Source organism: Roseburia hominis A2-183, from assembly GCF_000225345.1.
Taxonomy (GTDB): domain Bacteria; phylum Bacillota; class Clostridia; order Lachnospirales; family Lachnospiraceae; genus Roseburia; species Roseburia hominis.
This window is the reverse complement of the sequence record NC_015977.1, coordinates 3127462-3139600: the sequence shown is the minus strand read 5'-3', so window position 1 is coordinate 3139600 and position 12139 is coordinate 3127462. Positions and strand designations below refer to the sequence as shown.

Below are 12139 nucleotides of genomic sequence, written 5' to 3'. Positions count from 1 at the left end.
TAGGAGGTAAATTATGGCTCGTTCATTAAAAAAAGGACCATTTGCAGATGAAAGCTTACTGAAAAAAGTAGATGCTATGAGCAAAGCCGGTGACAAGTCTGTAATTAAGACATGGTCACGCCGTTCTACCATCTTCCCACAGTTCGTAGGTCACACAATCGCTGTTCATGACGGAAGAAAGCATGTACCGGTATATGTGACAGAGGATATGGTTGGACATAAGCTTGGTGAGTTCGTTGCTACAAGAACTTACAGAGGACATGGAAAAGACGAGAAGAAGTCAGGCGTTAGATAAGAACTATTTTTGAAAGGAGGTTTCATCCATGGCTAAGGGACATAGAAGTAAGATCAAGAGAGAGAGAAATGAAGTAAAAGATACCAGACCATCCGCAAAGTTATCTTATGCAAGAGTGTCTGTTCAGAAAGCATGCTTCGTATTAGACGCAATTCGTGGAAAGGACGCTCAGACAGCATTAGCTATCGTATCCTACAATCCGCGTTACGCTTCCAGCGTGGTTAAGAAACTGTTAGAGTCAGCAATCGCAAATGCTGAGAACAATTATCCGGAGAAGAATTACAAGTTGGAGAACCTGTATGTTGCAGAGTGTTATGCAAACAAGGGACCAACAATGAAGAGAATCAGACCAAGAGCACAGGGCAGAGCTTACAGAATCGAGAAGAGAATGAGCCACATTACAATCGTGCTGGATGAGAAATAATAAGGAGGTCAAACATGGGACAGAAAGTTAATCCACATGGCTTAAGAGTCGGCGTTATCAAAGATTGGGACTCTAAATGGTATGCGGAAGCAGATTTCGCAGATTTCTTAGTGGAAGACTACAATATCAGAACTTATCTTAAGAAGAAGTTATACGCGGCAGGTGTTTCCAAGATCGAGATCGAGAGAGCATCTGATCGTGTAAAGGTTATCATCTATACCGCAAAGCCGGGCGTTGTTATCGGTAAGGGCGGCGCTGAGATCGAGAAGATCAAGGGCGAGGTTCAGAAGTTCACAGACAAGAAGTTGGTTGTAGATATTAAGGAAGTAAAGAGACCGGACCGCGATGCTCAGTTAGTAGCTGAGAACATTGCATTACAGTTAGAGAACCGTGTTTCTTTCCGTAGAGCAATGAAGTCCTGCATGGGAAGAACCATGAAGGCTGGCGCAAAGGGTATTAAGACATCCTGCTCCGGACGTCTTGGCGGTGCTGATATGGCTCGTACAGAGTTCTACTCTGAGGGTACGATTCCGCTTCAGACACTTCGCGCAGATATTGATTATGGATTCGCTGAGGCAGACACTACTTATGGTAAGGTCGGCGTTAAGGTATGGATCTACAAGGGCGAGGTACTTCCGGTAAGAGCGAATAAGGAAGGGGGAGCTAACTAATGTTAATGCCAAAGAGAGTAAAGCATAGAAAGCAGTTCCGTGGTTCCATGACAGGAAAGGCAACCAGAGGAAACACAATCACCTACGGTGAGTACGGTATTGTTGCTCTGGAACCATGTTGGATCAAAGCAAACCAGATCGAGGCAGCCCGTATCGCTATGACAAGATACATCAAGCGTGGTGGTAAAGTCTGGATCAAGATTTTCCCGGAGAAGCCTGTAACGCAGAAGCCTATGGGTGTTCGTATGGGTAAAGGAAAAGGCTCCCTGGAGTATTGGGTAGCTGTTGTGAAACCAGGTCGTGTATTATTTGAAATCTCCGGTGTTCCGGAAGACGTTGCGAAAGAAGCGTTACGTCTTGCTACACACAAATTACCTTGCAAATGTAAAGTAGTTTCTCGTGCGGATTTAGAAGGCGGTGTATCAAATGAAAACTAGTAAATATTTAGAAGAATTAAAAACCCAGTCTGTCGCAGATTTGAGCGCGCAGTTAGTAGAGGCTAAAAAAGAACTTTTCAATTTGAGATTCCAGAACGCAACCAATCAGTTAGATAATACAAGCAGAATCAAAGAAGTAAGAAAGAACATTGCAAGAATTCAGACGATCATTACTGAGAAAGAAAAAGTTGCGCAGTAGGATTCCAGAAAGGAGAATAGTCAGTCGTGGAAGAAAGAAATCTTAGAAAAACACGTGTTGGTATTGTTGTAAGCGACAAGATGGATAAGACAATTACTGTTGCAATCCAGGATAACGTAAGACATCCTCTTTACAACAAGATCGTTAAGAAAACATATAAATTAAAGGCTCATGACGAGAATAACGAGTGCAAGATCGGTGACAAAGTCAGAGTAATGGAAACAAGACCTTTATCCAAGGATAAGAGATGGAGACTTGTAGAAATCATGGAAAGAGCAAAATAGTTAGAAGGAGGCTACAAGCATGGTACAGCAGGAAAGTAGACTTAAGGTAGCCGATAACACAGGAGCAAAAGAGCTGCTCGTTATCCGTGTTATGGGTGGATCTACTAGAAGATATGCGAATATTGGTGACGTTATTGTTGCTACGGTCAAAGATGCAACACCAGGCGGTGTTGTTAAAAAGGGCGACGTTGTGAAGGCTGTAGTTGTTCGTTCCGTAAAGGGCGCACGTCGTAAAGATGGTTCTTACATCAAATTTGATGAGAACGCAGCAGTCATCATCAAAGATGATAAAACTCCGAGAGGAACACGTATTTTTGGACCAGTAGCTAGAGAGCTTCGTGAGAAACAGTTCATGAAAATTGTTTCCTTAGCTCCGGAAGTATTGTAGGAGGATCGGAATATGGCAACCATGAAAATTAAAAAAGGCGATATGGTCAAAGTAATCGCTGGTAAAGATATCAACAGCGAAGGCAAAGTCATTGCTGTTAACAGAAAAGACGGAACTGTATTGGTTGAAGGCGTCAACATGGTGACAAAGCATACAAAGCCAAGTATGCAGAATCAGCAGGGCGGCATCGTTCACCAGGAGGGACCGATCGATATTTCTAATGTAATGTATCTTCACAACGGAAAGCCTACCCGTGTTGGTTTCAAGATGGATGGAGACAAGAAGGTACGTTTCGCAAAATCTACAGGCGAAGTAATCGACTAATTAGAGAGAGGAGGCCAATCAGGTGAGCAGACTGAAAGAACAGTACCAGAATGAGATCGTAGATGCTATGATCAAGAAATTCGGTTATAAGAATATTATGGAAGTGCCGAAGCTCGACAAGATCGTTGTCAACATGGGCGTTGGCGAAGCCAAAGAGAACGCAAAGTTATTAGAGGCTGCTATTAAGGATATGGAAGCAATCACAGGACAGAAAGCGGTTGCAACCAAGGCAAAGAATTCTATTGCAAACTTCAAGATCAGAGAAGGTATGGCAATCGGATGTAAGACAACTTTACGTGGCGAGAAGATGTATGAGTTCATGGATCGTTTGATCAACTTAGCATTACCTCGTGTACGTGACTTTAGAGGTGTTAACCCGAACGCGTTTGACGGTCGTGGAAACTATGCCCTTGGTATCAAAGAGCAGTTAATCTTCCCGGAGATCGAGTACGATAAGGTTGACAAGGTACGTGGTATGGACATCATCTTCGTAACCACTGCCAAGACAGACGAGGAAGCTCGCGAATTATTGACACAGTTCAATATGCCATTCGCCAAATAAGTAGGAGGGAATTTTAATGGCTAAGACAAGTATGAAAGTAAAACAGCAGCGTAAACCAAAGTTCTCTACCAGAGCTTACACACGTTGCAAAATTTGTGGTCGTCCACATTCTGTTTTAAGAAAATACGGAATCTGCAGAGTATGTTTCCGTGAGTTAGCATACAAGGGCCAGATACCAGGTGTTAAGAAAGCAAGCTGGTAAAAGACCGTGCAGCATATTTGCTGCAATCAATAATAAGGAGGAAATATACAATCATGACTACGAGTGATCCAATCGCAGATATGCTTACAAGAATCCGTAATGCAAACACTGCTAAACATGATACAGTTGACGTTCCTGCATCTAAGATGAAAATTGCTATCGCTGACATTCTTGTAGATGAGGGATATATCGCAAAATATGATATTGTTGAAGATGGTAACTTCAAGACCATGCGCATTACTTTAAAGTACGGCGCAGACAAGAACGAGAAGATTATCACAGGATTAAAGAGAATCTCCAAGCCGGGACTTCGTGTATACGCTGGCAAGGATGAGCTCCCGAGAGTTCTTGGCGGACTGGGAATCGCAATTCTTTCCACAAACCAGGGAATCATCACTGACAAGGAAGCAAGAAAGCTTCAGGTTGGTGGCGAAGTATTAGCTTTCGTATGGTAGATTTTGCCCGCCATTGGACGGACAAAATCGGAAGAACCAAAGGCTGGTTCTTCCGAGAGCATCTTCCGGGAGCATCTGTCTCTGGTCTGTCCAGAAGCAATGTTGCTTTCGGTTCTTCCGGGTTACTTAACCTGGAGGAGGTTCTTACCGAATCGGGTAACTACGGCGCAAGCCGCAATGATATAAGCACAAATTAGGAGGTACGGGCATGTCACGTATAGGAAGAATGCCAATCGCAGTTCCGGCTGGTGTAACAGTGGATATTGCAGAAAATAATCATGTGACTGTAAAAGGTCCTAAGGGAACTCTTGAGAGAACCCTTCCGTCCGAGATGGACATCAAATTAGAGGGTGACGAAGTAATCGTTACAAGACCGAACGATTTGAAGAAAATGAAATCCTTACATGGATTGACAAGAACACTGATCCACAACATGGTTGTTGGTGTAACTGATGGATATACAAAGGAGCTCGAGGTAAACGGTGTTGGTTACAGAGCTTCCAAGTCTGGAAAAGTCCTTACTTTAAACCTTGGATACTCACATCCGGTTGAGATGACCGATCCGGAGGGACTTGAGTCCAAAGTTGATGGAAACAAGATCATTGTATCAGGTATCGATAAAGAGAAGGTCGGCCAGTACGCAGCGGAAATCAGAGATAAGAGAAGACCTGAACCGTATAAGGGCAAGGGTATCAAGTATGCTGATGAAGTTATCAGACGTAAAGTTGGTAAGACTGGTAAGAAATAATTAAAGGAGTGACGAAAAATGGTTAGTAAGAAATCAAGAACAGCAGTTCGCGAAAATAAGCATAGAAGAATGCGTCATCATCTCGTAGGCACTGCAGAGAGACCACGCCTGGCTGTGTTCAGAAGTAATAATCATATGTACGCTCAGATTATTGATGATACAGTCGGAAATACACTTGTTTCTGCTTCTACTCTTGAGAAGGACGTAAAGGCAGAGTTAGAGAAGACGAATAACGTTGAAGCAGCAGCAAAGCTTGGTACCGTTATCGCTAAGAAAGCATTAGACAAGGGTATCAACACGGTTGTATTCGATCGCGGCGGTTTCATATATCAGGGAAAAGTGAAAGCTTTAGCCGATGCAGCAAGAGAAGCTGGATTAGAATTTTAATAGGAGGAAACGCAAAACATGAAACGTGAAATTATTGATGCTAGTCAGTTAGAGTTAGAAGAAAAAGTAGTGTCAATCAAACGTGTAACAAAGGTTGTTAAAGGTGGACGTAACTTCCGTTTTACAGCTTTAGTTGTTGTCGGCGACGGCAATGGCCATGTTGGTGCAGGTTTGGGTAAAGCAGCCGAGATCCCGGAGGCAATCCGCAAGGGCAAAGAGGATGCTATGAAGAAGCTCATCACAGTAAAGCTGGATGAGGTTGACAGTATCACACATGATGTTATTGGTAAGCACACCGGTGCTTCCGTATTATTAAAGAAGTCTCCGGATGGTACTGGTATCATCGCTGGTGGTCCTGCACGTAACGTATGTGAGCTTGCAGGTATCAAGAACATCCGTACAAAGTCTTTAGGTTCAAACAATAAGCAGAACGTTGTTCTTGCAACGTTAAACGCTTTGAGCCAGTTAAAGTCTCCGGAAGAAGTAGCGAAGCTTCGCGGTAAATCCGTAGAAGAGATCGTAGGTTAAGGAGGAATTTAAGATGGCAGAGAAGAAACTTAAAGTTACACTTATTAAATCCACGATCGGTGCAGTTCCGAAGAACAAGAAGACTATCGAAGCACTGGGACTCAGCAAGCTTTACAAGACTGTTGAGCTTCCGGACAACGCTGCAACAGCAGGCGCGCTTCGCAAGGTTGCACCATATGTGAAAGTAGAAGAAGTTTAAAATAAGAGGATAAGGAGGTGTCGGTAATGGACTTATCAAATTTACAGGGAGCGGCAGGTTCCACTCAGAGTGATAATTTCAGAAGAGGACGCGGACACGGATCAGGAAATGGTAAGACTGCTGGTAAGGGACATAAGGGACAGAAGGCTCGTTCCGGAGCACCAAGACCAGGTTTCGAAGGTGGTCAGATGCCATTATACAGAAGATTGCCTAAGAGAGGTTTCAAGTGCAGAAACTCCAAGACAATCATCGGAATTAACCTTTCAGCTCTTGAGGCATTCGAGGACGGCGCAGTTGTATCTGTTGAGACATTGATCGAGGCAGGCGTTGTTAAGAATCCAAGAGATGGCGTTAAGATCCTTGGTAATGGCGAACTTACTAAGAAACTCACCGTTCAGGCAAATGCATTCAGCGCAAGCGCAAAAGAAAAAATTGAGGCTCTTGGTGGAAAAGCAGAGGTGATCTAATGCTAGAGACACTCCGTAATGCATTTAAGATTAAAGATATTCGCAAAAAGATTATTTTTACATTTTTGATGTTAATCGTCATCAGAATCGGAAGCTGTCTTCCGATTCCTGGTGTTGACAGTGATGTATTTGCGAACTGGTTTGCAAGCCAGACCGCAGATGGAATGGGATTCTTTGATGCAATCACGGGAGGTTCTTTCTACAGAATGTCTATCTTTGCATTGAACATTACCCCGTACATCACGTCATCCATCATAATGCAGCTTCTTACAATCGCGATTCCAAAGTTGGAAGAAATGCAGCGTGACGGAGAGGAAGGTCGTAAAAAGATCGCAGAGATCACCAGATATCTGACGGTTGCTTTAGCGCTCATCGAGGCGGTTGCAATGACAATCGGCTTCAGAAGAGGCGGTTATCTGGAATTCAGCAGTGGATACCAGGGTGTTCTTGATATTATCATGGTTATCTTCACATTGACGGCGGGATCTGCTGTTCTTATGTGGATTGGTGAGAGAATCACGGAGAAGGGCGTTGGAAACGGTATTTCCATCGTACTTACTATCAACATTATCTCCCGTATGCCGGATGATATTAAGACGCTGTATGATCAGTTTATTTCAGGTAAGAATGTACCGAAAGCAATTCTTGCGGCTGTTATCATTCTTGCAATCATTGTTGGAATGGTACTGTTTGTTGTATACTTACAGGGCGGCGAGAGAAGAATTCCGGTACAGTATTCCAAGAAGATCCAGGGAAGAAAGCAGGTTGGCGGTCAGTCAACATACATTCCTCTCAAGGTAAACACCGGTGGTGTTATCCCGGTTATCTTTGCACAGTCACTGTTGCAGACGCCGGTAATCATTGCCAGTCTTCTTGGCAAAGGAAATGGAACAGGTATTGGGAGCAAGATCTTAAGAGGTATGTCACAGTCAAATTGGTGTAATCCAAGCGAGCCGATTTATTCGATCGGACTGGTTGTATACATCGTATTGATCATTGCGTTTGCATATTTCTATACATCGATTACGTTTAATCCGTTGGAGATTGCAAACAACATGAAAAAAGCAGGCGGATTTATTCCGGGTATTCGTCCGGGTAAGCCGACCAGTGATTACCTGAACCGAATCCTGAATTATATTGTCTTTATAGGTGCGGTTGCACTCGCGTTCATCGCGTTTGTTCCGATTTTCTTTAACGGTGTGTTTGGTGCGGATGTATCTTTCGGTGGAACGTCCATCATCATTATCGTAGGTGTCGTTATCGAGACCTTAAAGCAGATCGAATCGCAGATGCGTGTACGTTATTATAAAGGATTTTTAAATGATTGATCCAGCAGAGCTGTTGGATATGGGAAGGAACGCTGGACTTATTTTATAAGTTCAGCGTTTTCGCTTAAAAAGAAAGAGGAGAGGTATTCCTATGAAAATTATTATGTTAGGGGCTCCGGGAGCCGGTAAGGGAACACAGGCAAAGCAGATTGCAGATAAGTACAGCATTCCGCATATTTCCACAGGCGATATTTTCCGCGCAAACATCAAGAACGGCACAGAACTGGGACAGAAAGCGAAAAAGTACATGGATCAGGGCCTTCTGGTGCCGGATGAGCTGACCTGTGATCTGGTGATGGACCGCATTCAGCAGGAGGACTGCAAGAATGGATTTGTGCTCGACGGATTTCCAAGAACGATCCCGCAGGCGGAAGCTCTGGATGCAGCGCTTGTTAAGATCGGCCAGAAGATGGACTTCGCAATCGATGTAGATGTTCCGGATGAGAACATTGTGAACCGTATGAGCGGAAGACGCGCATGCTTAAACTGTGGCGCAACCTACCACATTGTTTCCATTCCGACCAAGGTGGAGGGAATCTGTGACCGCTGCGGTAATTCAGTGGTACTCAGAGACGATGATAAGCCGGAGACCGTACAGAAGCGTCTTAAGGTATATCATGAGCAGACACAGCCGCTGATCGATTATTATAAGAAGCAGAACATCTTAAAGTCCGTAGACGGTACACAGCCGATGGAAAAAGTGTTTGCGGATATTGTGGCAATATTAGGAGAGTAACATGTCTGTAACGATTAAATCCCCCCAGGAAATAGAACTTATGCGCGAGGCGGGGAAAATACTTGCAAAAGTGCATGAGCAGCTGGGAAAAGAATTAAAGCCGGGAATGTCAACACTCGAGGTTGACAGACTGGGAGAAGAAATGATTCGAAGCTTTGGATGCGAACCGTCATTTAAAGGTTATCAGGGTTATCCCGCATCAATCTGCGTATCGATCAACGAGGAGGTCGTACACGGAATCCCGCGTGCAGACCGCATCATTGAGGAGGGCGACATCGTAAGCCTTGACGCGGGTGTGATCTACAAAGGGTATCAGTCCGATGCGGCGAGAACGCACGGTGTCGGTGAGATCTCGGATGACGCGAAGCTTTTGATAGAGAGAACCAGACAGAGCTTTTTCGAGGGTATTAAGTTTGCGACAGCAGGCAATCATCTGCATCAGATCTCTGCGGCGATCGGTGATTATGCCGGAAGTTTTGGCTATGGAGTTGTGCGTGACCTGTGTGGGCACGGCATCGGCAAGCATATGCATGAAGATCCGGAGATCCCGAATTTCAGACAGTTCCGGCGCGGTATCAAGTTAAGACCCGGTATGACACTTGCCATTGAACCGATGGTAGATCTGGGATCTGCCGAAGTGGTATGGATGGACGATGACTGGACAGTTGTCACAGAAGACTGGTCGCTTTCTGCACACTATGAGAACACGATTCTGATCACTGACGGTGAACCGGAGATCTTTACGCTTACAGAATCTGAGATTGCGACAGGCAGATGGAATCAGTATCTGGGCAGGCAGACAGAGTCATAGACCGGTCAGTAAGCGAATGGAGAAAGAGATAGTATGATTGAATTTGCAAAATCCATGGCAGGCCATGACAGGAACCATATTTATCTGGTTACCGGAAAGGATGAGCGGTTCGTGTATCTGGCGGACGGCAATGTGAAGCTGCTTGCGGAACCGAAGAAAAAGAACAGAAAACATATTCAGATCATTCACAGATTACCGGATGAGGTTCTGGGATGTCTGGAACAGGAAGTTACCGATCTTACGGTAAAGAGGGCAATCAAAGCGTATGTGCGTATTTTGAAAGAGCGTGCAGAATCATAATATTAGGAGGATTTATTTATGTCAAAGGCAGATGTGATTGAAGTAGAAGGAACAGTGGTAGAGAAGTTGCCGAACGCATTCTTTAAGGTAGAGCTTGAGAATGGCCATCAGATTCTGGCGACCATCAGCGGAAAGCTGCGGATGAATTTTATTCGTATTCTTCCGGGTGATAAAGTAACCATTGAGATGTCTCCGTATGACCTGACAAAGGGCAGAATTATCTGGAGAGATAAGTAAAAAAAGAATTGACTTCTAATAAGTGTTCATGCTATAATGCTAAACGGACACTTTTGGATAGTGCCTTTTTGCGCATGTAGTGCGCCAAGAAGAGCTATGATAGAACATGAGAGATGCACGCGGGTGCGTGCCATTCATTGTTTGGAAAGGAGGATTTGCTGTGAAGGTAAGATCATCAGTTAAGCCTATTTGCGAGAAATGCAAAGTCATCAAGAGAAAAGGAAGCATCAGAATTATCTGTGAGAATCCGAAACACAAGCAGAGACAGGGCTAATTGTTCTTGTCTTTTTGCGCTTTCATTATGTGCGGCTGCAGTGGAACACCAGGATGAGTTGTTCGCACTGTTATCATATGAAACAGCAGGGATAGCTGCTTTTTTGCGTTTACATACCGAGGACGCAGGGGAGAATCATCCGGAATACGAGGGAATTGCGAGGGCACACATTTCAGGCCGGAGGACAACGGAGCTGCCGCAGCAGATTCTTGAACGTAAAAAGTCATGATGTCAAGTGGCTTGCTTAAAGACGCGGTCTGTCATCTGGACAGTCGCAGGAATCAGAAAATAACAAGATGCGCAGTGTGTATCACAGGCATCATATGAATCAATGGAGGTTAAAAAGCACATGGCTCGTATCGCAGGTGTAGATTTACCAAGAGAAAAACGTGTTGAGATCGGTCTGACTTATATCTACGGAATCGGTAGAACAAGTTCTAACCGCATCCTTGCAGAAGCAAAAGTAGACCCGAATACCCGTGTCAGAGATCTGACAGATGATGAGGTTAAGAGAATCAGTGCAGTTATCGACGAGAGTCAGACTGTAGAAGGTGATTTAAGAAGAGAAATCGCCATGAACATCAAGAGACTTCAGGAGATCGGATGCTATCGTGGAATCCGTCACAGAAAAGGTCTTCCGGTTCGTGGTCAGAAGACAAAGACCAATGCAAGAACCAGAAAGGGACCGAAGCGTACGGTTGCTAACAAGAAGAAGTAATTACTTTTTCGATTCCGTTCGTAGGATCGCCACGGGTGAAGTATGGCGGTCAGTTGCATACAATCATTAGATTATTTTGAGAAAGTAGGTTAGTTTAGATATGGCTAAAGTTACAAAAAAAAGTGACAAAAAAGCGTGTAAAGAAAAACGTTGAACGCGGACAGGCACATATTCAGTCATCTTTCAACAACACGATCGTAACGATCACAGATGCTGAAGGTAATGCTTTATCATGGGCAAGTGCCGGTGGTCTTGGATTTAGAGGTTCAAGGAAATCTACTCCATATGCTGCACAGATGGCAGCTGAGACTGCTACAAAGGCAGCTTTAGTACACGGATTAAAGACAGTTGACGTTATGGTTAAAGGACCAGGATCAGGAAGAGAAGCAGCAATTCGTGCGCTTTCCGCTTGCGGTCTTGAGGTTACAAGCATCAAAGATGTAACTCCGGTACCTCACAACGGATGTCGTCCACCAAAACGCAGAAGAGTTTAATTAGGAGGGAGAGACGAAAATGGCAGTAAATAAAGTTCCTGTTCTGAAAAGATGTAGATCCCTTGGTTTAGAGCCAAGCTACTTAGGATATGATAAGAAATCCAACAGAGAGTTAAAGAGAGCGAACAAGAAGGTGTCTGAGTACGGTCTTCAGTTACGCGAGAAGCAGAAAGCAAAGTTCATCTACGGTGTATTAGAGAAGCCGTTCCACAACTACTATGTGAAGGCTGATCAGATGAAGGGCATGACTGGTACCAACTTAATGACCATGTTAGAGTCCAGATTAGACAACGTTGTATTCCGTATGGGATTCGCAAGAACCAGAAAGGAAGCAAGACAGATCGTAGATCACAAGTTCGTATTAGTAAACGGCAAGCAGGTAAATATTCCTTCTTACCTTGTTAAGGCTGGCGACGTAATCGAGATCAAGGAGAAGAACAAGGGTCTTCAGAGAATGAAGGACATTGTTGAGGTGACCGGCGGAAGACTGGTTCCGGATTGGTTAGATGTTGACGCTGAGAAATTACAGGGAACTGTAAAAGAATTACCTTCCAGAGAGCAGATCGACGTACCTGTTGACGAGATGCTCATCGTCGAGTTGTACTCCAAGTAATCGTGATTAGGCGGAGACAATCCAATAGGCAAATTACCCGAGAAGGAGGGATTTTGTA

General features: G+C 44.3%; 25 protein-coding genes. All 25 read left to right on the top strand.

Going from position 1 to position 12139, the window contains the following annotated elements; all coding sequences use genetic code 11:
- Positions 1-13 precede the first annotated feature (13 nt).
- The 25 genes from rpsS to rpsD all read left to right on the top strand — a co-directional run bounded on the left by rpsS (position 14) and on the right by rpsD (position 12081).
- Entirely contained in the window at positions 14-295 is a 282-nt protein-coding gene (rpsS, locus tag RHOM_RS14215) for a 30S ribosomal protein S19 (protein WP_014080989.1), read from the top strand.
- A gap of 28 nt (positions 296-323) precedes the next feature.
- A complete protein-coding gene (rplV, locus tag RHOM_RS14210) occupies positions 324-719 on the top strand; it encodes a 50S ribosomal protein L22 (RefSeq protein ID WP_014080988.1) in 396 nt (131 codons plus the stop codon).
- 14 nt (positions 720-733) lie between these two features.
- Positions 734-1390, top strand: coding sequence for a 30S ribosomal protein S3 (gene rpsC, locus RHOM_RS14205; RefSeq protein ID WP_014080987.1), 657 nt, complete (start codon positions 734-736; stop codon positions 1388-1390).
- Positions 1390-1827, top strand: a complete 438-nt coding sequence (rplP, locus tag RHOM_RS14200) for a 50S ribosomal protein L16 (RefSeq protein ID WP_014080986.1) — start codon at positions 1390-1392, stop codon at positions 1825-1827. Before rpsC ends, rplP begins: the two co-directional genes overlap by 1 nt.
- Entirely contained in the window at positions 1817-2026 is a 210-nt protein-coding gene (gene rpmC / locus RHOM_RS14195; RefSeq protein ID WP_014080985.1) for a 50S ribosomal protein L29, read from the top strand. Before rplP ends, rpmC begins: the two co-directional genes overlap by 11 nt.
- A 26-nt stretch (positions 2027-2052) precedes the next feature.
- Positions 2053-2310: a 30S ribosomal protein S17 gene (rpsQ, locus tag RHOM_RS14190; protein ID WP_014080984.1), complete on the top strand. Its 258-nt coding sequence runs from the start codon at positions 2053-2055 to the stop codon at positions 2308-2310.
- A gap of 19 nt (positions 2311-2329) precedes the next feature.
- Positions 2330-2698 carry a 50S ribosomal protein L14 gene (gene rplN / locus RHOM_RS14185; RefSeq protein ID WP_014080983.1) on the top strand — a complete coding sequence of 123 codons (369 nt, stop codon included), beginning with the start codon at positions 2330-2332 and terminating at the stop codon, positions 2696-2698.
- A gap of 12 nt (positions 2699-2710) precedes the next feature.
- Entirely contained in the window at positions 2711-3022 is a 312-nt protein-coding gene (gene rplX, locus RHOM_RS14180) for a 50S ribosomal protein L24 (protein WP_014080982.1), read from the top strand.
- Between the two features lie 22 nt (positions 3023-3044).
- Positions 3045-3584 (top strand): 50S ribosomal protein L5, encoded by a 540-nt coding sequence (rplE, locus tag RHOM_RS14175; protein ID WP_014080981.1) that lies wholly within the window; start codon positions 3045-3047, stop codon positions 3582-3584.
- A 16-nt stretch (positions 3585-3600) separates the two neighbouring features.
- Positions 3601-3786 (top strand): type Z 30S ribosomal protein S14, encoded by a 186-nt coding sequence (locus tag RHOM_RS17125; protein ID WP_006857856.1) that lies wholly within the window; start codon positions 3601-3603, stop codon positions 3784-3786.
- 53 nt (positions 3787-3839) lie between these two features.
- Positions 3840-4241 carry a 30S ribosomal protein S8 gene (gene rpsH / locus RHOM_RS14170; RefSeq protein WP_014080980.1) on the top strand — a complete coding sequence of 134 codons (402 nt, stop codon included), beginning with the start codon at positions 3840-3842 and terminating at the stop codon, positions 4239-4241.
- A 208-nt stretch (positions 4242-4449) separates the two neighbouring features.
- A complete protein-coding gene (rplF, locus tag RHOM_RS14160; RefSeq protein WP_014080978.1) occupies positions 4450-4989 on the top strand; it encodes a 50S ribosomal protein L6 in 540 nt (179 codons plus the stop codon).
- 18 nt (positions 4990-5007) lie between these two features.
- Positions 5008-5376: a 50S ribosomal protein L18 gene (gene rplR / locus RHOM_RS14155; RefSeq protein WP_014080977.1), complete on the top strand. Its 369-nt coding sequence runs from the start codon at positions 5008-5010 to the stop codon at positions 5374-5376.
- An 18-nt stretch (positions 5377-5394) separates the two neighbouring features.
- Positions 5395-5904, top strand: a complete 510-nt coding sequence (gene rpsE, locus RHOM_RS14150; protein ID WP_014080976.1) for a 30S ribosomal protein S5 — start codon at positions 5395-5397, stop codon at positions 5902-5904.
- 13 nt (positions 5905-5917) lie between these two features.
- Entirely contained in the window at positions 5918-6103 is a 186-nt protein-coding gene (gene rpmD, locus RHOM_RS14145; RefSeq protein ID WP_014080975.1) for a 50S ribosomal protein L30, read from the top strand.
- A gap of 26 nt (positions 6104-6129) precedes the next feature.
- Positions 6130-6570 (top strand): 50S ribosomal protein L15, encoded by a 441-nt coding sequence (rplO, locus tag RHOM_RS14140; RefSeq protein WP_014080974.1) that lies wholly within the window; start codon positions 6130-6132, stop codon positions 6568-6570.
- Positions 6570-7898 (top strand): preprotein translocase subunit SecY, encoded by a 1329-nt coding sequence (gene secY, locus RHOM_RS14135; RefSeq protein WP_014080973.1) that lies wholly within the window; start codon positions 6570-6572, stop codon positions 7896-7898. Before rplO ends, secY begins: the two co-directional genes overlap by 1 nt.
- 91 nt (positions 7899-7989) lie before the next feature.
- Complete coding sequence (locus RHOM_RS14130; protein WP_014080972.1) at positions 7990-8634, top strand: adenylate kinase; 645 nt, start codon at positions 7990-7992, stop codon at positions 8632-8634.
- 1 nt (position 8635) lies between these two features.
- A complete protein-coding gene (gene map, locus RHOM_RS14125) occupies positions 8636-9445 on the top strand; it encodes a type I methionyl aminopeptidase (protein ID WP_044024701.1) in 810 nt (269 codons plus the stop codon).
- Positions 9446-9478: 33 nt separating this feature from the next.
- On the top strand, positions 9479-9745 hold the full coding sequence (locus RHOM_RS14120) for a KOW domain-containing RNA-binding protein (protein WP_014080970.1): 267 nt from the start codon (positions 9479-9481) through the stop codon (positions 9743-9745).
- Positions 9746-9763: 18 nt separating this feature from the next.
- Complete coding sequence (infA, locus tag RHOM_RS14115) at positions 9764-9982, top strand: translation initiation factor IF-1 (protein ID WP_006857846.1); 219 nt, start codon at positions 9764-9766, stop codon at positions 9980-9982.
- A gap of 160 nt (positions 9983-10142) precedes the next feature.
- On the top strand, positions 10143-10256 hold the full coding sequence (gene rpmJ / locus RHOM_RS14110) for a 50S ribosomal protein L36 (protein ID WP_003022746.1): 114 nt from the start codon (positions 10143-10145) through the stop codon (positions 10254-10256).
- 349 nt (positions 10257-10605) lie between these two features.
- A complete protein-coding gene (rpsM, locus tag RHOM_RS14105) occupies positions 10606-10974 on the top strand; it encodes a 30S ribosomal protein S13 (protein WP_014080968.1) in 369 nt (122 codons plus the stop codon).
- A 98-nt stretch (positions 10975-11072) separates the two neighbouring features.
- Positions 11073-11468 carry a 30S ribosomal protein S11 gene (gene rpsK, locus RHOM_RS14100; protein ID WP_044024700.1) on the top strand — a complete coding sequence of 132 codons (396 nt, stop codon included), beginning with the start codon at positions 11073-11075 and terminating at the stop codon, positions 11466-11468.
- A 19-nt stretch (positions 11469-11487) separates the two neighbouring features.
- A complete protein-coding gene (gene rpsD, locus RHOM_RS14095; protein ID WP_014080966.1) occupies positions 11488-12081 on the top strand; it encodes a 30S ribosomal protein S4 in 594 nt (197 codons plus the stop codon).
- Positions 12082-12139: the final 58 nt, after the last annotated feature.